Annotated in this window: 20 protein-coding genes; 16 read left to right on the top strand and 4 right to left on the bottom strand. The window is 46.4% G+C overall.

Annotated elements, in window-relative coordinates; all coding sequences use genetic code 11:
* Positions 1-59: 59 nt before the first annotated feature.
* The 4 genes from ACE04G_RS18550 to ACE04G_RS18535 all read left to right on the top strand — a co-directional run bounded on the left by ACE04G_RS18550 (position 60) and on the right by ACE04G_RS18535 (position 4,680).
* A complete protein-coding gene (locus tag ACE04G_RS18550; RefSeq protein WP_449004937.1) occupies positions 60-1,850 on the top strand; it encodes an L-fucose isomerase in 1,791 nt (596 codons plus the stop codon).
* Between the two features lie 124 nt (positions 1,851-1,974).
* Entirely contained in the window at positions 1,975-3,465 is a 1,491-nt protein-coding gene (locus ACE04G_RS18545) for a rhamnulokinase (RefSeq protein WP_449004902.1), read from the top strand.
* A 70-nt stretch (positions 3,466-3,535) separates the two neighbouring features.
* Positions 3,536-4,198, top strand: coding sequence for a class II aldolase/adducin family protein (locus tag ACE04G_RS18540; RefSeq protein ID WP_339176984.1), 663 nt, complete (start codon positions 3,536-3,538; stop codon positions 4,196-4,198).
* A gap of 131 nt (positions 4,199-4,329) precedes the next feature.
* Positions 4,330-4,680 (top strand): hypothetical protein, encoded by a 351-nt coding sequence (locus ACE04G_RS18535; protein ID WP_036613800.1) that lies wholly within the window; start codon positions 4,330-4,332, stop codon positions 4,678-4,680.
* Between the two features lie 117 nt (positions 4,681-4,797).
* Here the strand turns inward: ACE04G_RS18535 and ACE04G_RS18530 are convergent, their stop codons facing one another.
* The gene (locus tag ACE04G_RS18530; protein WP_449004903.1) at positions 4,798-5,424 is read right to left on the bottom strand and encodes an FMN-dependent NADH-azoreductase; all 627 of its coding nucleotides are present in this window, start codon (positions 5,422-5,424) and stop codon (positions 4,798-4,800) included.
* 236 nt (positions 5,425-5,660) lie between these two features.
* Between ACE04G_RS18530 and deoR the strand changes: the two genes are divergently transcribed.
* From deoR to ACE04G_RS18500, 6 genes are all read left to right on the top strand, one after another.
* Positions 5,661-6,599, top strand: coding sequence for a DNA-binding transcriptional repressor DeoR (gene deoR / locus ACE04G_RS18525; RefSeq protein WP_062836066.1), 939 nt, complete (start codon positions 5,661-5,663; stop codon positions 6,597-6,599).
* A 211-nt stretch (positions 6,600-6,810) separates the two neighbouring features.
* Positions 6,811-7,461, top strand: a complete 651-nt coding sequence (gene deoC / locus ACE04G_RS18520; protein ID WP_076215422.1) for a deoxyribose-phosphate aldolase — start codon at positions 6,811-6,813, stop codon at positions 7,459-7,461.
* A 226-nt stretch (positions 7,462-7,687) separates the two neighbouring features.
* Positions 7,688-8,875 carry a NupC/NupG family nucleoside CNT transporter gene (locus ACE04G_RS18515; protein ID WP_237174948.1) on the top strand — a complete coding sequence of 396 codons (1,188 nt, stop codon included), beginning with the start codon at positions 7,688-7,690 and terminating at the stop codon, positions 8,873-8,875.
* Between the two features lie 30 nt (positions 8,876-8,905).
* Positions 8,906-10,084 carry a phosphopentomutase gene (deoB, locus tag ACE04G_RS18510; protein ID WP_405117672.1) on the top strand — a complete coding sequence of 393 codons (1,179 nt, stop codon included), beginning with the start codon at positions 8,906-8,908 and terminating at the stop codon, positions 10,082-10,084.
* A gap of 136 nt (positions 10,085-10,220) precedes the next feature.
* A complete protein-coding gene (deoD, locus tag ACE04G_RS18505; RefSeq protein WP_017688193.1) occupies positions 10,221-10,928 on the top strand; it encodes a purine-nucleoside phosphorylase in 708 nt (235 codons plus the stop codon).
* Positions 10,929-11,159: 231 nt separating this feature from the next.
* Positions 11,160-12,461, top strand: a complete 1,302-nt coding sequence (locus ACE04G_RS18500; protein ID WP_036613808.1) for a pyrimidine-nucleoside phosphorylase — start codon at positions 11,160-11,162, stop codon at positions 12,459-12,461.
* A 125-nt stretch (positions 12,462-12,586) separates the two neighbouring features.
* Here the strand turns inward: ACE04G_RS18500 and ACE04G_RS18495 are convergent, their stop codons facing one another.
* Entirely contained in the window at positions 12,587-13,570 is a 984-nt protein-coding gene (locus ACE04G_RS18495) for a TIGR03943 family putative permease subunit (RefSeq protein ID WP_449004905.1), read from the bottom strand.
* An 82-nt stretch (positions 13,571-13,652) separates the two neighbouring features.
* Positions 13,653-14,687 (bottom strand): permease, encoded by a 1,035-nt coding sequence (locus ACE04G_RS18490; RefSeq protein WP_449004906.1) that lies wholly within the window; start codon positions 14,685-14,687, stop codon positions 13,653-13,655.
* Between the two features lie 273 nt (positions 14,688-14,960).
* Between ACE04G_RS18490 and ACE04G_RS18485 the strand changes: the two genes are divergently transcribed.
* Positions 14,961-16,160, top strand: coding sequence for a GTP-binding protein (locus ACE04G_RS18485; protein WP_449004907.1), 1,200 nt, complete (start codon positions 14,961-14,963; stop codon positions 16,158-16,160).
* A 69-nt stretch (positions 16,161-16,229) separates the two neighbouring features.
* Here ACE04G_RS18485 and ACE04G_RS18480 read toward each other — a convergent pair whose 3' ends face one another.
* Positions 16,230-17,084 carry a stalk domain-containing protein gene (locus ACE04G_RS18480; RefSeq protein ID WP_076250410.1) on the bottom strand — a complete coding sequence of 285 codons (855 nt, stop codon included), beginning with the start codon at positions 17,082-17,084 and terminating at the stop codon, positions 16,230-16,232.
* A 168-nt stretch (positions 17,085-17,252) separates the two neighbouring features.
* Here ACE04G_RS18480 and rpmG point away from each other — a divergent pair, with 168 nt between their 5' ends.
* The 5 genes from rpmG (at position 17,253) to ACE04G_RS18455 (ending at position 20,758) form a co-directional block, all read left to right on the top strand.
* Positions 17,253-17,402: a 50S ribosomal protein L33 gene (gene rpmG, locus ACE04G_RS18475; protein WP_036613813.1), complete on the top strand. Its 150-nt coding sequence runs from the start codon at positions 17,253-17,255 to the stop codon at positions 17,400-17,402.
* A 49-nt stretch (positions 17,403-17,451) separates the two neighbouring features.
* Positions 17,452-18,159 (top strand): metal ABC transporter ATP-binding protein, encoded by a 708-nt coding sequence (locus ACE04G_RS18470; RefSeq protein ID WP_221821511.1) that lies wholly within the window; start codon positions 17,452-17,454, stop codon positions 18,157-18,159.
* Positions 18,105-19,004: a metal ABC transporter permease gene (locus ACE04G_RS18465; protein ID WP_221821510.1), complete on the top strand. Its 900-nt coding sequence runs from the start codon at positions 18,105-18,107 to the stop codon at positions 19,002-19,004. The genes ACE04G_RS18470 and ACE04G_RS18465 overlap by 55 nt, the downstream gene beginning before the upstream one ends.
* Positions 18,991-20,112: a metal ABC transporter substrate-binding protein gene (locus ACE04G_RS18460; RefSeq protein WP_449004908.1), complete on the top strand. Its 1,122-nt coding sequence runs from the start codon at positions 18,991-18,993 to the stop codon at positions 20,110-20,112. Before ACE04G_RS18465 ends, ACE04G_RS18460 begins: the two co-directional genes overlap by 14 nt.
* A gap of 163 nt (positions 20,113-20,275) precedes the next feature.
* Positions 20,276-20,758 carry a hypothetical protein gene (locus ACE04G_RS18455; RefSeq protein WP_221821508.1) on the top strand — a complete coding sequence of 161 codons (483 nt, stop codon included), beginning with the start codon at positions 20,276-20,278 and terminating at the stop codon, positions 20,756-20,758.
* The last annotated feature ends 11 nt before the right edge of the window (positions 20,759-20,769 follow it).

The raw sequence follows: 20,769 nt of genomic DNA, 5'->3' as shown, positions 1-20,769 counted from the left end.
AGAAGGTTTCTCGATTCAACCCAAATTCTATGAAACGAATTGAAGGAGGACATTCCAGTATGACACATCAGGATTATCGTTATAAACAGGCTTTTCCCAAGATTGGTATTCGTCCCACGATTGATGGAAGACGCAAAGGCGTTCGGGAGTCACTGGAAGAACAAACGATGCGGATGGCGACATCTGTTGCGGAACTGCTTGCAGCCGAATTGCGTTATCCTGACGGGTCCGCGGTGGAATGTGTTGTGGCCGAGACCTGTATTGGCGGAGTGGCCGAAGCGGCCGCAGCATCAGAACTATTCAGCCGTTCCAACGTGGGCGTAACGATCACCGTGACACCATGCTGGTGTTATGGTACGGAAACGATGGATATGTCGCCATCCATTCCTACTGCTATCTGGGGTTTTAACGGAACTGAACGTCCGGGTGCTGTATATCTGGCTGCAGTTCTCTCTGCCCATGCACAGAAGGGGATTCCGGCCTTTGGGATCTATGGAGAGGATGTTCAGGACGGAGGGGATACAACAATTCCCGATGACGTGCGTGAGAAATTGCTCCGGTTCAGCCGTGCGGGTCTTGCAGCCGCGACCTTGAAAGGGCAAGCCTATCTGTCCATTGGATCGGTATCCATGGGGATTGCAGGCTCAATTGTGAACGATTCATTTTTTCAGGAATATCTGGGCATGCGCAACGAATATGTGGATATGAGCGAACTCACTCGTCGTATCGAAGAAGAAATCTACGATCCTGAGGAGTATAAGCTCGCACTGGCCTGGGTGAAGGAAAATTGTAGTGAAGGTCCGGACAACAATGCTGCCCATCTGCAAACGGATCGCAAACGCAAAGAGTACGAATGGGAAACCGTTGTGAAAATGACCCAAATCGTGCGTGACTTGATGGCTGGCAATCCAAGATTGGCAGAGCTTGGTTTTACAGAGGAATCGATGGGTCACCACGCGATTGTATCCGGCTTTCAGGGACAACGGCAATGGACGGACCATTCACCTAACGGAGATTTTCTAGAGTCGATACTCAATTCTTCCTTTGACTGGAATGGCAAACGTGCGCCTTATCTCGTTGCAACGGAGAATGATAGTTTGAACGGTGTGTCCATGTTATTTGGCTCGTTACTCACGCATACGGCACAGATCTTCGCTGATGTGCGCACGTATTGGAGTCCGGATTCGGTACAGCGTGTAACAGGGCACCAGTTGGAAGGAAACGCGAAGGACGGTATTCTGCATCTGATTAACTCGGGTTCCGCGGCCCTGGATGGCACCGGACAACAGTCCAGAGATGGCAAGCCTGTGCTCAAGCCTTTCTGGGAAATTACAGATGAGGAAGTTCAGGACTGCCTGAAAGCAACATCGTGGAGACCGGCATCCGTAGAGTATTTCCGCGGGGGCGGCTATTCAGCGGATTTCTTGACCAAAGGCGGTATGCCTGTAACGATGACACGTCTGAATCTGGTCAAAGGACTGGGTCCGGTGCTGCAAATTGCTCAGGGTTACACGGTCGATCTGCCTGAAGATGTACATGATACGCTGGATCGGCGGACAGACCCAACCTGGCCATCCACCTGGTTTGCACCTGTTCTAACCGGATCGGGAGCGTTTACTTCCGTATACGAGGTCATGAATCAATGGGGAGCGAACCATGGGTCCATCTCATACGGACATATTGGTGCAGATCTGATTACACTCGCTTCCATGCTTCGCATTCCGGTAAATATGCATAATGTACCTGAAACGGAAATTTTCCGTCCGCGTGCATGGGGATTGTTCGGCACAAGTGAGCCGGAGAGTGCAGACTACCGTGCTTGCAGTGTGTTTGGCCCGTTGTATCGTTAAAATAAAGTTCCATTCCTGTCAAACGCCATGTTCCTTGTGAGATGAGGTAACCTGGCGTTCTCTTGAAAGCTGTGTTCAGAACTCGAATACGGCTTATCGCGTAGAGTTAAGGAGGCTTGAAAGAATGGGCAATCAAGCAACACATGTGCTTGCTGCCGATTACGGCGCCGGTAGTGGACGCGTAGTCCGGGGTTCTTTTGATGGAAGCAGACTCTCGTTACAAGAAGTGCATCGATTCAACAATGAACCCGTGCAGCTGGGGGACGGATTGTATTGGGATTTCTTGCGACTTTTTCATGAATTAAAACAAGGCATTGTGAAAGGGACGCAAGGCATCTCTCCATCGGTCCGTTCTATAGCAGTGGATACGTGGGGAGTGGACTATGGACTGGTGGATGGTGCCGGAAGGTTGTGCTCGAACCCACGTCACTATCGGGAAGCACGCAACGCAGAGTGGATGGAAGAAGTTCTGCACATGGTGAAAGAAGAAGAACTGTATGCCATGTCCGGCGTTTTGCCGCAGCAGATCAATACAGTATTTCAACTGCTAGGCAGTGTACGAGAGCAGGCCGAAGGTTTGCGTCCGGATGTGCGCATGTTATTTATGCCGGATTTATTTCACTATTATCTATCTGGTCAGCAGGCTTGTGAGTATACGATTGCAAGTACCAGTGGGCTGTTGCATGCAGGCGAGGCGCGTTGGAATTACCATCTGATCGGGCGTCTCGGTATACCGGAAACATTATTTCCAAAGCTCGTTCAACCGTGTACCGTGCTGGGCAATTTAACAAATGAGTTGTGCGCCGAGTTACGGACTGGACCGATGCAGGTAGTCTCTGTGGGCTCACACGATACGGCATCTGCCTTGGCAGCGATTCCTGCGATGGATTCGGATTTTGCTTTTATCAGCTGTGGTACCTGGTCACTTATGGGGGTGGAGCGTGATACACCTGTATTGGATGACCGAAGTCGTGCATTAGGATTCACCAATGAAGGGACGGTACGTGAGAAAGTACGCACCCTGAAAAATCGTTCAGGCCTGTGGCTGCTACAAGAATGCAAACGGCAATGGGAGCGGGAGAATCAACTTTTTACACATGAAGAACTGATTCAGCTAGCTACCTTGGCAACGCCGCATCAAAGTTATGTATCGCCGGGAGATGGCGTGTATTTGGCGCCAGGGAATATGGCTGAACGCATACGCCAACAATGCAGTCTCACCGGACAGACTGTCCCCGAAACGACTGGAGCGATTGTGCGCTGCATTCTGGAAAGTCTTGCACTGGAATTCAGGCAGACGCTGGATGAACTGCAGTTGGTTACAGGTGCAAGACCTCGTGTCATTCATATGGTTGGTGGTGGTGTACATAATCGCCTATTGTGCCAGTTTACAGCCAATGCAGCCGGTGTCCCGGTGGTGGCAGGCCCGGCAGAGGCGACTTCAGCCGGGAATTGCATGCTGCAATTCCTTGCGCATGGAGAAGTGAGTAGCTTGGCCGAGGTACGGGAGGTCATGGCTGCTTCCTTTTCCCCCGAGACCTATGAGCCTGAGGATACAGAGCTGTGGCAGGAAGCTTATGAAAACTACCAAAGTCTGAATCAAATCAAAAGGTAATAAATAGATTCAATGCAATGAGCATTGACGCAAAATGCTAAAAAGAAAAGTAAGAGGAGTGGTTAGGAATATGTCTGAACAGCAAATAAGGGAAGAGTTGACGAAGTATGCACGTAGAGCAGTTGCCCAAGGGCTCGTGGTCGGACCCGGTGGGAATCTGAGCGCACGCTCTGGGGGAACGATGTTGTTGTCTCCGAGCGGATATGCACTTGAAGATCTGGAACCGGACGAATGGATCGCCATTGATATCGAGACAGGAGAGACTCGTGCGGGATCAACACGTCCGTCTTCCGAAGTATTAATGCATCTGTATAGTTATCGTGTGAATCCTGATATCCAAGCCATTGTGCATACGCATCCGGCATATACGATCGCACTTAGTCTTGTTTTCGATGAATTGCCACACTTGTTCCCTGATCAGTCCGCCTTGGTGGGCGATATCGGATTTGTTCCATACGTTCTGCCAACGACGAAACTACTTGCCGATGCAGTCTCAGCAAAGGTAGACGAACATACGGCACTCATTCTTGTCAATCACGGATTGGTTACGACCGGTAAAAACCTCCGCGAAGCCTATTACCGCACCCAGGTGGTGGAAGAAAGCGCGAAAGTATATATGATCGCCAAGGCAGCGGGAGAACCCAAAGTGTTAACTGCTGAAGAATATAAGGAAATTCAATCGCTTGAAAGTGAAGCCTACCGTGTGCAATTATTGCAACAACTCAAGTCTTAAACGGAGATTATCCATTCGTCAAAACATGACATGAAACTGAACAATCCACTATTTTTCTCGACAACTATTGCATAACCTGAAATACCGAGTATAATACTTGGTAAATAGACGAAAAGGGGATGCAATAAACGATGAAAACACATGCTGAATTGAACTCACTTCTTGTTGACGATTATCTGGATCTCCTGAACATTGCGAAACAGCTAGGTGATGACGAATGGAAAGATGCTATTCTGCAAGCATTGAAGGAAGAAGTCGATGCGAATCATCATCTGGATTCCAAAGAGGTAAGACAGGATCTATGGATTCAATTTGAAGGCATTAATGAACAAATGCATGATCTGTTAATGCAATTGAAGCATGCGGACAGTCCTGAGGAGAAAGAGCAGATTATTGAAATGATCTGGGGATTGAAAGTAGACCGTCATGCAATCACACGTAAACTTGAAACCATGAGCCGTGCCAGCGCTGGACATCAATAAGCTCTAGGTTGATTATACATTGAAAACCCGCGTGTTTCCTGGGATTTTATCCCCTAGGTCGCACGCGGGTTTTGTTTTTGCTTTGATTGTTATTCTACTTTTTGAACTACTACCTCACTAAAACTGTTTTGCCAAAGTAGTTGCCTGCTCGATAGCTTGTTGCTTGATCTCATCTGCACGATCTTTATATTGATTATGCCCCTCAACAAAAATGCCATCAAGCTTCGGCACACCGAGGAATGACATGATAATGCTTAAGTAACGATGACCGGATTCCATCTGGGCAGCCGGACCTTCGGAATAAATGCCACCGCGAGCCTGAATATGCAACGCTTTTTTGTCAGACAACAGTCCGACAGGACCTTGTTCGGTATAACGAAATGTTTTGCCAGCTACGCAGATCGAGTCCACATAAGCCTTCAGAATAGGAGGGAACGAGAAGTTCCACATCGGAGTTACAAAAACATATTTATCTGCTGCGGCAAATTGATCCGACAGTTCATTCAAACGACTTACTTTGGTCTGCTCTTCGGCAGTCAGGTCACTACCCGATTGCAGTTTTCCCCATCCACTGAAGACATCCGCATCGATATGCGGAATATCCGAACGATACAGATCGAGGTGAACAACCTCATCAGACGGGTGATTTTCACGATACGCGTCAATAAATGCTTTGCCTGTAGCCATGCTGAAAGAGGTTTCATGATCGTGAGGATGGGCAGTAATATACAATAAGGTAGACATGTAGTTCTTCCTCTCTGTGCGATTAATGGGGTGAAGCAATCTTGGCAATGATGAAGCGACCGCAGTAGTATGCATCGTTTCCCCCGTTTTATACGTCAGAAAGGGATATGAATGGATCGATCATGATACTGAACTGGATGCTTTATGGTGACCAGATACTCAATCCATGTATAATATATAGGACGAGTATTTATTTTCCAAAGACAATAGGATGAGTGAGATGAGCGCACATGGGAATGGACCTGGAGAAGCAACGATTAAGCATTGAAGCAGCGAAATTGTATTATCAGTCCGATTATAGCCAGCAGGATATTGCCGCAAGGTTGGGCGTGTCGCGTCCAACGGTGTCAAGGTTACTTCAGTACGCCAAAGATCGTGGATACGTCCGGATTGAAATTATGGACCCGCTGGAGGATATCGACATCATTGCCGGAGAACTTAAGTCGAAATATGATCTGGATACGGCACTTGTGTGTTTTGCCCCGTTGAAGAGTGATGAGGAAATACAGAAGCATATCAGCAAACGAGCAGCAGACTACCTTCAAGAGACGGTTCAGGATGCAGATATCATCGGGGTGACTTGGGGAACAACCATGCATGCTGTAGCACGCCAACTTCGTCCCAAACAGGTTAAAGGTGTCGAAGTCGTGCAATTGAAGGGGGGCGTAAGCCACTCCCATGTCAATACGTATGCCGCTGAGATTGTTCATTTGTTCGCTGAGGCATTCCATACGGTACCAAGGTATTTGCCGCTGCCTGTTATTTTCGACAACATTGAAGTGAAAAACATGGTGGAAGCGGATCGGCATATCGGCAGAATCGTGGAACTTGGCAGGCAGGCCAACATTGCTTTGTTTACCGTGGGTACTGTGAAGGAAGATGCATTACTGTTCAGGCTCGGTTACTTCAATGAAGAAGAGCAACAATTGCTGATGAACTCCGGTGCAGGTGACATTTGTTCACGTTTTTTCGACGCGGAAGGTCAGTTGATCAGTGAAGAGATTAACAGCAGAACCGTTGGAATTGATCTAGCCGAGTTGAGAAATAAGGAAAAATCAATTCTTGTTGCCGGGGGACAACGCAAAATTGAAGCCATTCACGCCGCGCTCAAAGGCCATTACGCAAATATTCTGGTCACGGACCAGTACACAGCGCAGGCATTACTTCGATTTTAATTTCAAATGTATGGATGACAACATCTGCCACGCAAAAAGGGCGGATGTTTTGCTTTTTTAGGAAGAAAATATAACGAAGAAGAAATACAAGTGTAACTGTGAACAAAAGTTCAAGTTGATTTTTACATATGTTCATGTTAGTGTAAGGGTATAGAAAATAACTAGTTCAGATAAGGGAGAGATTCAATTGACTACACCACAATTAGCTAAAATGATCGACCATACGTTGCTTCGTGCGGACGCAACGCAAAGTGAAATGGCCAAGTTAACCGAAGAAGCAAAGCAATATCAGTTTGCTTCCGTATGTGTTAACCCAGGCTGGGTTGCTTATGCTGCTGAGCAGTTGCAGGGTTCTGGCGTAGATATCTGCACCGTTATTGGTTTCCCTCTGGGAGCATCTACATCGGAGACAAAAGCTTTCGAAACGAAAGATGCGATTGCTAAAGGTGCAACTGAAGTCGATATGGTCATCAACATCAGTGCTTTGAAAGATGGCAAAGATGATTTCGTTGAACAAGATATTCGTGCTGTTGTTGAAGCGGCTGCGGGTAAAGCTTTGGTGAAAGTTATTATTGAAACTTGTCTGTTGACGGATGAAGAGAAAGTACGTGCTTGTCAGGCAGCTGTGCGAGCTGGAGCTGATTTTGTTAAAACTTCTACAGGTTTCTCCACAGGTGGAGCAACGCCAGAAGATATCGCTTTGATGCGTCGTACTGTAGGTCCTGATGTTGGCGTTAAAGCTTCCGGTGGCGTACGTAGCCTGGAAGATATGCAGAAAATGATCGAAGCGGGTGCGACTCGGATCGGTGCAAGTTCTGGCGTTAAGATTATGCAAGGTGGTCAGTCTACATCTTCTTATTAAGCAAAAGCATCTTAGAAAAAGCTTAATAAATAAAAGTAATGTTATATTCTCTGTACTTGGGCGTTCGACTCAGGTACAGGGAATACAACTTACACTTATATTTTAATTAACGGAACTTATTGTAAGCGCTTCATAAGTTTTCTGAAAGATTACTGATAAAAATGCTTAAGAACCCTTTGAGCTGAATTTTCACATCCGGCTTAACTACCTTCAAAGGAGAAATCAAATGAAATTTCTAATTGCCCTTCTTGGTTTACTCGTTGTTTTTGGACTGGCTTATATCGCAAGCAACGGCAAAAAGCAGATTCGTTACCGGCCGCTGGCTATCATGATTGTTTTGCAAGTTATACTAGCTTATGCTCTGTTGAATACAGGAGTGGGTACTTTTTTAATTGGCGGTTTCGCGACCGTATTTAAAAGTTTACTCGACTATGCGAATGAAGGTATCGCATTTGTATTTGGGGGTTTGACTACCGTAGGTGCCGAAAGCGGGGGGGCACCGTTCTTCCTCAGCGTATTGATGCCGATTGTTGTCATCTCCGCCCTTATCGGTATATTGCAGTATATCCGAATCTTGCCTTTTGTTATAAAATATATTGGTCTGGTATTAAGCAAAATCAACGGAATGGGCAGACTGGAATCATATAACGCGGTTGCTTCGGCTGTATTGGGGCAATCTGAAGTGTTCATTTCTGTGAAAAAACAAATTGGGTTGTTGCCAAAACATCGGCTGTACACCTTGTGTGCTTCGGCGATGTCCACGGTATCGATGTCGATTGTTGGTGCTTATATGACCATGATCGAGCCGAAATATGTGGTTACAGCTCTTGTACTAAACCTGTTTGGCGGTTTTATCATTGCTTCGATTGTGAATCCTTATGAGGTTACAGAGGAAGAAGATATATTGGAAGTACAGGAAGAGGAAAAACAGTCCTTCTTCGAAATGCTTGGCGAATACATCCTGGATGGATTCAAAGTTGCTATCATCGTAGCTGCGATGTTAATCGGTTTTGTTGCCTTGATTGCACTTGTTAACGGAATTTTCAGCGCTGTGCTTGGCATTTCGTTCCAAGAGCTACTTGGTTATGTGTTTGCACCATTTGCCTTCATCATGGGTGTTCCATGGAAAGAAGCGATTCAGGCAGGAAGTATTATGGCAACCAAAATGGTATCCAACGAATTCGTAGCTATGCTTAATTTGAAGGAAACTGCAATGTCTGCCAGAACAACGGGTATCGTATCTGTCTTCCTCGTGTCGTTCGCCAACTTCTCCTCCATCGGTATCATTGCTGGTGCGGTGAAGGGACTCCATGAGAAGCAAGGTAATGTGGTCGCCCGCTTCGGTCTGAAACTGCTTTACGGTGCTTCGCTTGTCAGCGTGCTGTCAGCGATCATTACTGGACTGTTCTTGTAAGCTGGATTATTTGGAAGGAGTGCTTAAGTTATGTCAACATTCAAAAGAGTACATCTGATTGTTATGGATTCTGTAGGGATCGGCGAAGCGCCGGATGCAGCAGAATTTGATGATTTTGATGTCGATACCTTCGGTCACATTGCACGTGAACGCGGAGGTCTGAAAATGCCTCATATGGCTAGTCTCGGACTGTCCAACATCAAAGAAATCGAGGGTGTCCCTGTAGCGGAAGCACCTAAAGCGTATTACACCAAGATGCAGGAAGCATCCAGAGGCAAAGACACAATGACAGGTCACTGGGAGCTGATGGGTCTTTACATTGATACCCCTTTCCGTGTGTTCGAGAATGGTTTTCCCGATGAGTTGATTCAGCGCATTGAAGAGAAAACGGGCCGCAAAGTAATTGGTAACAAACCGGCCAGCGGCACGGAAATTCTGGATGAGCTGGGTGCAGAGCATGTTGAAACTGGCGCGCTCATCGTGTACACATCCGCGGATTCGGTTCTGCAAATTGCAGCACATGAAGACGTTGTTCCACTGAAAGAACTATATGAGATCTGTGAGTTCTGCCGTGAAATTACACTTGAAGATCCGTACATGCTCGGCCGCATTATTGCACGACCATTTGTAGGTGAAGCGGGTAACTGGAAACGTACTGCGAATCGTCATGACTATGCACTCAAACCTTTTGGTCGTACGGTTATGAATGAACTGCAAGATGGTGGATTTGATGTGATTGCTTTGGGTAAAATCGCAGATATCTATGACGGCGAAGGTGTAACCAAGGCTGTTCGTACCGTCTCTAACATGGATGGCATGGACAAATTGTCCGAAACGATGGATGAAGAGTTCACTGGACTGAGCTTCCTGAACCTGGTTGATTTTGATGCCCTGTACGGTCATCGTCGTGATCCACAAGGTTATGCTCAGGCACTTGAAGACTATGATGCACGGCTGCCAGAGATTTTTGGCAAAATGACCAATGATGATCTGCTGCTGATTACAGCTGACCATGGTAACGATCCAACATACCGAGGTACAGACCATACACGTGAATATGTACCACTTCTTGCCTACTCACCGCGCTTCAGCGAGGGCAAAAAGCTTGATCTGCGCAGCACATTTGCTGACCTTGGCGCAACCGTAGCTGAGAACTTTGGAGTGAAAATGCCGGAATATGGTACCAGCTTCCTGAAGGATTTGAAATAAGTTAATTTTAGGTAACCGAAACTTTAGGGATTTAAGTTTTCTTTCAAAAATGGATTAGGGATGTCGGAGTAGTTGAGGCTGCTCCGGTTCCTTTCATCGTAATAGAGATAAACATATAACTGGAGGAGATTCATTCATGAGTACACATATTGGAGCAAAACCCGGAGATATCGCAGAAACGATCCTTTTGCCAGGAGACCCTTTGCGCGCTAAATATATCGCAGATACGTACCTTGAAGATGTTGTATGTTACAACGAAGTTCGTGGAATGCTCGGTTACACAGGTACATATCAAGGACACCGGATTTCGGTGCAAGGTTCAGGAATGGGTATTCCGTCCTTCGCAATCTATGCTAACGAATTGATCAGCGAATATGGCGTAAAAAACCTGATTCGTGTGGGTACTTGTGGCGGTATGCAGGAGCATGTACGTGTACGTGATGTCATCCTTGCACAAGCAGCATGTACAGATTCCAGCATGAACAAACACGTGTTTGGTGGATATGACTTCTCACCAATCGCTACGTTCTCCCTGCTGAAAGAAGCATATGACCGTGCAACAGCTAAAGGTATGAAGATTCATGTCGGTAACGTGTTCAGCTCCGATTCTTTCTACCGCGATGACCGTTCCGTTACCGAGAAGTTGATGAAACACGGCGTACTCGGCGTAGAGATGGAAACAACAGCACTGTACACCATCGCTGCCAAGTTTGGTGTTAACGCACTGACCATCCTGACGGTAAGTGACCACTTGCTGACAGGCGAAGAAACATCTGCCGAAGAACGTCAAAAAACGTTCAATGACATGATGGTAGTTGCCCTGGACACAGCAATCACACTGTAATTGTTATTCATAATCATTTGATTTGGATCGAAACTTTTGTTTTAAGCACGGAGTGAAGGACCCGGAATCGATTCTGAAGAAGCAAAGCGTTCGCCTTTGTCTCCGAGTTTTCCCATTGCAAAATGGATCAAAAAAACTTGGAGACAACAGCGATCAAAAGAACGATCCGGAGCCGTAACGGTCCCAGTACAAAGTGTTCTATACAAATCATTTACCCGAGGAGAGATCATCATGAGAATGGTAGACATTATTGCTAAGAAACGCGACGGAAAAGAACTGACAACAGCTGAGATTGATTTTGTTGTTCAAGGATACACACAAGGAGAGATCCCGGACTATCAAGTCAGCGCATGGGCGATGGCGGTATTCTTCAAAGATATGACAGACAAGGAACGCGCTGATCTGACGATGTCGATGGTGAATTCCGGTGAAACAATCGACCTGTCCGCTATCGAAGGCATCAAAGTAGACAAGCACTCCACAGGAGGAGTGGGCGATACAACAACACTGGTACTCGCTCCGCTTGTTGCTGCCCTTGATGTACCTGTTGCCAAAATGTCCGGACGTGGACTTGGTCACACGGGTGGTACAACAGACAAGCTGGAATCCGTTGCTGGTTTCCACGTAGAGCTTGAAAAAGAAGAGTTCATTCGTCTCGTAAACGAACATAAGGTTGCAGTTATCGGACAAAGTGGTAACTTGACGCCTGCAGACAAAAAGCTCTATGCCCTGCGTGACGTAACAGCTACCGTTAACTCCATTCCACTGATCGCCAGCTCCATCATGAGTAAGAAAATTGCAGCAGGTGCTGATGCAATCGTATTGGATGTTAAAACGGGTGCTGGTGCATTCATGAAAACAACGGAAGATGCTAAAGAATTGGCACATGCCATGGTAAGCATCGGTAACAATGTTGGCCGTAAAACGATGGCTGTTATCTCCGATATGTCCCAACCACTGGGTCTGGCGATTGGTAACGCGCTTGAAGTGAAAGAAGCCATCCTCACCCTGCAAGGTAAAGGTCCAAAAGATCTGGAAGAACTGTGTCTGGCTCTTGGACGTCAAATGGTATTCCTTGCTGGTAAGGCAGATTCCTTGGAGCACGCTGAGGAGAAATTGAAAGAAGTGATCCAGAACGGTAAAGCCCTGGAGAAATTCAAAGATTTCCTGGCAAACCAAGGCGGAGACGCTTCGGTTGTAGATCATCCAGATCGTTTGCCACAAGCACAATATCTGGTTGAAGTCCCAGCAGACAAAGACGGCTATGTTGCAGGAATCGTCGCTGACGAAATCGGAACTGCAGCAATGCTGCTTGGCGCAGGCCGTGCAACAAAAGAGTCCGAGATCGATCTCGCGGTTGGTCTGATGTTGAACAAAAAAGTCGGTGACCCAGTCAAAGCTGGTGAGTCCCTCGTAACGATTCATGCCAATCGTGAAGACGTAGCAGACGTCATCGCGAAGATCAAAGAAAACATTACAATTGCGGATCATGCCGATGCTCCTGTATTGGTTCATGATATCGTAACGGAATAATACAATCAGAGCAGACGAGATGTAATCTCATGTCTGACTGAACATGAAAGCCCCAAAGCGATGTAATCCATTGCTTTGGGGCTTTTTGTCGTTGAGGTTCAAGTAGTTACTACTACTACTTGCACCTACGGGCTCTTTATTTTCTCATACGCCATCACCGAGTCCGCATTGGTATAAATATAAGGCGTGGATGGCTCGGATACAGGTGTCACCTTTGTGGCCCGAATCTCAATCGTATCCTTACCGTTCACCTGTGCAGAGCCTATGCTGCCATCAATCTGCACCCAGCTGTCTGTAGGGAAGCTATCCGCTTCTGGGATGTGAATCATCACGCCAAAGGGAGCCGCATCCGCGGGGCAACACATGACGAGAAACCGTCCCAGTGCAAAATGTGATTCATGATCCATGTTTTTGTCCCGATAAACGAACCCGGTTAACGAGATATCTTTGCCTGCAAATTGTCGCTGGAACATATCGATCGTGCCGAGTGTTTCAGAGAAGATCTCAGGATAGACTCTGATGACCTGTTCTGCATACAACTTCTCTGCCAGTTCAGCGAATTCGCGGCTATACTCGTCTGGGGGAATGAATTGTACTTTGGTAGCCGATGCAGGATGAACGGTCGTTGATTGTTGTGTAAGATCTTGTACATTCAATTGTGTTGCCGGATCAGGTAAAGGCTCTTTGCGACGAATCTCGGGAGGGGCATAAGTGAGAGACATGCCTTTCTGGCTAGCCATGGAGCTGCCGAGCGCCCGATCAGGTAACAGAAACCCCAGCAACAAGGGGATAGCAATCAGACCATATACCAACGAGCTGCGTAGGAAACCGGAAGGAGGTGGATGTTCACAGTCGCAATGAACCTCGTTTCTGCCGAACAGTCCATGCCATGCCATGATAACGGCAATAAACGATAAGGGAACAGGGCAGCATAACAGCAGTTTTTGCATGGTAGGCGCCAAATAATAATGAAGCGAATCACTTGAATTCAAGTGAATAATGTACACTGCCACCCCGCCGATCCAGCCCGCACGAATCAGGTTATGCCATTGAATGATGTGTGATCTTGGAACGGGAGGTTTGGTCATCGTATAGACCGTGTGATTCATATCATCACCTCATCTCTATTTATAGTCAGGATGAAAGTTCATGGGATTAACCATTCAGGTCATGAAGTATGTTGCTCAACCTTTAGACCAGCAGGTTAATCAACCATGAGCCAGCGAAGACGAGCGTAATAATGGCTAGACTTAGACCAATAACAAACCGGGTACGGAAGGTGGAGAGCAGCATGAGCGTGCTTTTGAAATCCAGCATTGGACCAAGCACAAGGAAGGATACCAGCGGCCCCAGTGCAAACGTATGTGAGAACGCAGAAGCCACAAAAGCATCTGAAGTGGAGCAGAGAGACAATACATAAGCAAATCCCATCATGAACACATAGGAGGCGACAGGACCATTGCCAAGTGAGATCAGATCGCTGCGGCTAATGAATGTCTGAATGCAGGTTGTAATCAGGGCACCGATCACCAGATATTTGCTCATATCGACAAATTCATCTCCGGCATGAATGAAGAAGCTGCGCCAGTTTTTTACATGGTTATGATCATGTGCATTTGCGTGCACGTGAGGTTGCGCCATTTTAAAACCAGGATGTGTCTTAACTTCTGTCACTGCGACTTTTGGCATCCGAAGAGGATTTCGACGAACAAACACATACACAAGCATCCCTATGGAAGCTGCTACAGCAAAGGCCAGTCCCATTCGGGCAATGGTAATCTCAGGATGGGAGGGAAAGGCGAGCAAGGTTGCGGTAAATACGATGGGATTGACTACGGGACCACTCAAGATGAATGTCACTGCGATATAGGCAGGCATGCCTTTGTGCATTAACCGTCTTACTACCGGGATCATGCCACATTCACAGATGGGAAAAATAATACCGAGCAGCCCTGCGACAAGTACACCGCCGATCGGATTCTTGGGTGTAAGTCTGCGGACCATTTCTTCGGATACGAACCACTGCATGAGCGAGGACAATAACACACCCATGAGCAGAAAAGGTGCGGCTTCAAGGAAAATACCTATGAATACGGTTTTCATATTTTGCAAAGCTTCACTGTTCCATGCTTCCTTCAGGTCTGGAGCCATTGTGATCAACACGGGAACAAGAAATGCACAAGGGATCAGGAAGGACAGGAGCTTCAAATTGGCTGCCATTTTCATGAAACAGACCTCCACAACTAGGACTTTGCTAAAATATATGCTTGTACGTGCAGCAACATACATCATTCCTATGTTCTAATCATCATTTTTACGATTAATCAAGATTCTTCATCATATTAGAGTTGACAACCCAAAGAAAACTGCGGTATAGTTCGGATTGATCGTCCTTAATAGTAATTATTACGATTAAGGAAAGGAAGCCTATTTTTTCTCTCTCATAGGCTCATAAAGAAGATTAGTCAATCCAACTTAAGCAGAGTGGAGGAAGCAGAAATGTTAGATCAACAGGTTCAACAACGGGTTCCAGTAACCGTACTTAGTGGATATTTGGGTGCAGGCAAGACGACACTTCTCAATCATGTGCTTCATAATCGCGAGGGGATGCGGGTTGCTGTCATCGTCAATGATCTCAGTGAGGTTAATATTGATGCAGGCTTAATACGAGATGGTGGAGGATTATCGCGCATTGATGAGAAGTTGGTAGAGATGTCTAATGGTTGCATCTGCTGCACGTTACGGGAGGATCTGTTGAAAGAAGTCGAGCGGCTGGCGCTGGATGGTTCTTTTGACTACATATTGATTGAATCGACGGGTATTGGTGAGCCGGTACCTGTTGCGCAGACGTTTACGTATATCGACGAGGAACTTGGCATTGATTTGACGAAATTCACCCGACTCGACACGATGGTTACGGTAGTCGATGCTGCTCAGTTCTGGCGTGACTTTTATTCCAAAGAAACATTGAAGGACCGTGGACAGCAAGCGGGGGAAGACGATGTTCGCGGAATCGTTCATCTGCTGACGGATCAGGTGGAATTCTGTGATGTACTGATTCTGAATAAATGTGATCTGGTGTCAGAGGAAGAACTGACAAAGCTTGAGAAGGCCCTGCACGCCATGCAACCGGAAGCCAAGCTTATTCGAACAACACATGGGCAGATTGATCCGAGAGAGATATTGAATACGGGACGTTTTAATTTTGAAAAAGCAAGCCAGTCCGCGGGTTGGATCCGCGAATTAATGAAAGAGGAACATACCCCGGAGACTGAAGAATATGGAATTCATTCATTTGTCTATCATCGTAAACGTCCATTCCACCCGGAACGGTTGCTGCGTTGGATTGCGAAATATCCAGATAGCATCGTGCGATCCAAAGGTCTGATGTGGCTGGCGACAAGAAACCATATGGCGATTTCTTTCAGTCATGCAGGTACATCCAAGCAGCTTGCGCCAGCAGGAATATGGGTAGGTGCGATGAGTGAGGAGGAAAGACAACTTCACTTTGGTGATAAATTGCCAAGCATACCGGATTGGGATGATGAGTGGGGCGATCGGGTGACGAAATTGGTATTTATCGGCATTGACATGGACCGGGCAGAGATTGAACGTATATTGGATGAGACCCTTCTTACGGATGAGGAGATGCGGATGAACTGGCGTGAACTGAAAGATCCTTTTCCAGCGTGGAGTTGAAGTGAAAAGAAAAGATCTTCAAGTGCAATAGTGCCCCTGAAGATCAATGATTATATTGCATTAATGACTTTAGCTAAAGTACAAATCGCCAAGATAAAAATCACCGTTGCCACTTTTTTGCGGACTAAACACAAAGGTAAGGTACACTCCATAGGAACCCGTCCATCCTTGTGGATAATAAATGGCTTTGTAACTGTGTCTTGTTTTGGTTTTATCATCCATTGCAATCACTTTAAAATCAGCTGATTTCACATTAATTAACTGATCTGCATATTTAGTCAGCGTTTTTTTATCATTTGCTGCAATGATACCTTTGACTGTAGTCTTAAATTTATCTTTCTGGGATTGCTTACCCAGATCAAAAATGTCGATCTCGGGATTTTCAATAACTTTAGCATCTATGTATTTATCAAATTCACTAGTGCTACCTGTTTTAAGTGCTTTACCATACATTTTGATCAATGTTAAAGATTCTTTCTGCAATTTGACTATCATCTGAGCGTCAGTTCCAGTCATCTTGATTGAGCCAGAAGTGCTTGAGTTACTTGAACTACTTGGTTTACTTGAATCTTCAGAACCTTTGGTACCTGTACTGCTGTTATTACTTGAACTACTAGACTTACTGTTACCTGAATTAGTGATACTTACAACTTTGTTGCTAACATTCAGAGATACGTTGGCTCCGAGTGCTTCTGCTGTGGTATTTACAGGCAAGTATACATCACCGTCATATACCAGTGCATTCAGTTTGTCTCCAGCTTCATTCTTGGGTGTCCAAGACAGACCGTTTACTTTAAAGCTAATATTGCTGTCGAGTGCTGCTTCAATATCTTGAATTCCGTTTGAAGCTGCTACACCCAGGGCACCGAAAGCCAAACTGCATGCTACCAATGACCCAATAAAAGTTGATTTTTTGATCTTCATCTAGTTCCTCCGTAGGTAAAGTATAATGATACCAAAGCAGTATATCATATGAAATTATATTGTGCATACAAAATTTTACTTTAGCAGATATGGAGTTGACAAACGAAAAAGCATAGACTAATATCATTAATAGTAATAATTACGATTAAATAAGAGGAGGCAACAACCATGAGAGTCATTGTAACTTTAGCCTGCACCGAGTGTGGGGACCGCAACTATACAACAACCAAGAACAAACGTAACCATCCAGAGAGACTGGAGATGAAGAAGTACTCCCCACGTTTGAAGAAGATGACGATTCACCGGGAAACACGCTAAATTTTTTTGCTCATTTTAAATCGTAATATTTACGAAAAGAGGGAGTCGCATGATACTATCTTCCATGCGTGATGTTGTATTCGGATATGGCAAAGAGCCGGTCATTGATCAACTATCGCTGGATATCCACGTGGGAGAGTTCATAGGCATTACTGGCCCTAATGGTTCTGCCAAAACAACCCTGTTAAAGCTGCTGCTGGGGCTGTTGAAGCCCTGGAGTGGCACGATACATATGAGTCCGCAGTTGAAACGTGGGAACACATCCAATATCGGTTATGTGCCCCAGCAGGTGGCATCGTTTAATAGTGGATTTCCCAGCACGGTGAACGAACTGGTCCGATCCGGATGTTATACCAGACTGGGACTTTTTCGCAGATTTACATCGGAACAGGATGCCATCGTTGAACGCAGTTTGCGTGAGGTCGGCATGTGGGAATATCGGAATACACGTGTTGGTGAGCTGTCCGGTGGACAGAAACAGCGGATCTGTATTGCCAGAGCCATGGCTGGGCAACCGCAGGTTCTGGTACTTGATGAGCCGACAACGGGAATGGACCGACGCAGCCGAGAGGGCTTCTACGATCTGATGCGCCATTATGCGGATGTTCATGGATTAACGATTATTATGGTTACTCACGGGCTGGAAGAAATGGGAGATCGATTGGACCGTACCATTACCCTGGAGCGGCAAGAAAGTGAGGAATGGCAGTGTTTGAATACGAATTCATGCAACGTGCCTTCTGGGCAGGTGGACTGATTGGAGTCATCGCTCCAATTCTCGGGGTCTATCTGATGCTCAGGCGGCAGGTCCTAATGGCAGACACGTTATCCCATGTCTCACTCGCAGGGGTTGCGCTCGGTTCGGTCATGAATCTTAATCCGGTGATCTGCGGATTCGCCATTGCAATTATCGGTGCATTACTGGTTGAACAACTACGGCGAAGTTACCGAACCTACAGCGAGGTACCTGTGGCGATCATCATGACTTCGGGGCTAGCCCTTGCAGTGGTATTGATGAGTCTGAAGACGAATCTGTCCAAAACCTTCAGCTCATACTTATTTGGATCAATTGTCGCGGTTAGCGATATGCAGTTGTGGATGATGGCAGGGGTATGTGTCATTGGTTTGCTTTTTTTCATCATTCTCCGAAGACCGCTCTATAGCTTCACGTTTGATGAAGAGACAGCTTCCATTGGAGGCGTTCAGGTAAAAGGTTTATCGTTTGCATTTGCCATTCTGACAGGAATGACTGTAGCTTCAGCCATGCCGATCGTCGGTGTGTTGCTGGTGTCTGCTCTCATTGTATTACCTGCTGCCTTGGCACTGAGAGTGTCTCGCAGTTTTACAGCAGCGATTATTGTCGCGGTAATTACAGGATTAATCGGTATTTTTAGCGGACTCACCGCATCTTATCATCTAAATACACCACCGGGAGGAACAATTGCACTCATCCTGTTGGTCATCCTATTGACTGGAATATCAGCGCAAAAGCTGATTGCACGATATAACCGCAAGCGTCACCGTAAAGAGAGAAATCAACAAGAACAACGAGCAACGATAGTTATCCATTCAAGGAGGAATACATCACATGAAATTCAGTAAAAAAACAGCGCTCGGACTTTTATTCAGTCTGACCCTTATCGTCGCAGGTTGCGGACAGAAATCCGCTTCCGATACCAGCGCAGCTCCGACGGGCGCTCCCGTTCCAGCCGAGACGGAAACCACAAAATTAAACGTGCAGGTTAGTTTCTACCCCATGTATGAATTCACTAAAAATGTAGCAGGCGACCTAGCGGATGTACATACGCTCGTTCCAGCAGGAATGGAGCCTCATGATTGGGAGCCCACACCACAAGATATTGCCAGCATTGAAAAAGCAGATGTGCTTGTATACAACGGTGCGGGCATGGAATCATGGATGGATCAGGTCACCGGAAGTCTGAGTAACACTTCACTCATTCAGGTGGAAGCAAGCAAGGGCATCAACCTGCTGGAAGGTGAAGAGCATGCTCACCATCATGAAGATTCAGAGGTAACAGAACATGAACACGATCATGACCATGGAAATGAAGCGACTACAGAAGAACATGATCACGACCACGATCATGCAGATGAAGCGACTACAGAAGAACACGTCCACGATCATGACGCCGAGGCAGAAGCAGGACATGATCACGATCACGGGGGACTGGATCCCCACGTATGGCTGTCACCTGCATTGGCTGTAAAAGAAGTACGCAATATTGAAGCAGGTTTGGCGCAGGCTGCCCCGGAACATGCTGAACAGTTCAAACAGAATGCAGATGCTTACATTGCTCAACTGGAGTTACTGGATCAGGACTTCAAGGTGGCTGTGACAGATAGCAAACGCAAGGATTTCATCACACAACACGCTGCATTTGGTTATCTGGCGAAAGAATATGACCTGCAGCAGGTACCTATTGCCGGGCTATCCCCTGAGCAGGAACCTTCGGCAGCACAGATGGCATCCGTTATTGATTTTGCGAAAGAGCATCAGGTGAAGACGATTTTCTTCGAAACATTGGTTTCATCCAAAGTGTCTGAGACGATTGCAAGTGAAGTGGGGGCCAAGACGGCTGTATTAAACCCGATTGAGGGACTCACCGAGGAAGAAATGGCGGCGGGAATGGACTACATTAGCGTGATGAGAGAGAATCTGGAGGCACTGAAACTGGCGCTGAACGAATAATAAAAGACCAATTTGATGCCTGTCACCGAAAAAGGTACAATAATACAACATGCTGAGGAATGGAGTGCCATTCCTTTGCCTTTTTGCGAAGCAGAGAGCACAGTGATGTGCTCTCTGCTTCGTTTAAGGTGACCCGATTGAGGAGAACAGGAGGAAGCAGTAGATGAATTCAAATGAAGAACATGAAGTGCTGTTAAGTGAACAGCCAGCCCATCTGTGGAGACGGCGCAAGCTGGAGCTGATGAACTGGACGGAGCGTGACAAACATACAGTATCTGCGAAGATAACGGAGATATGGAATGGCGTTGAAGTGGATGCCGAGCTTGTGAACGCATTGTCCATACTTCAGAATGCGGGAGTCAAGACAGAATTTTCATGTGCAGGGGTGAGTCCGCTCGATGAACCTGTCGATCATTCCCTTTATGCTTATGTTACTCTGATACAAAGTGAAGTTGCGGATCAATTCGTGCACTACGCGCTTAGTCGGATGCGGAATCGACTGCTCGTTACACTAGAGGCCGAAAAGGGCCGCTATGATCTGTCTTCTTTTTTCATTGGACACAATCGGAGCTTCTGCTGGTGGATGGAGCACTGCGCCTTACAGTTCGGAAGCCGAAACGAATCGAGTGAAAAAAGCGTAGTATAAAAGATAGACTT

The organism is Paenibacillus sp. AGC31, assembly GCF_057334655.1.
Note: the sequence above shows the minus strand (reverse complement) of the source record. Positions and strands in the feature narration are given on the sequence as shown.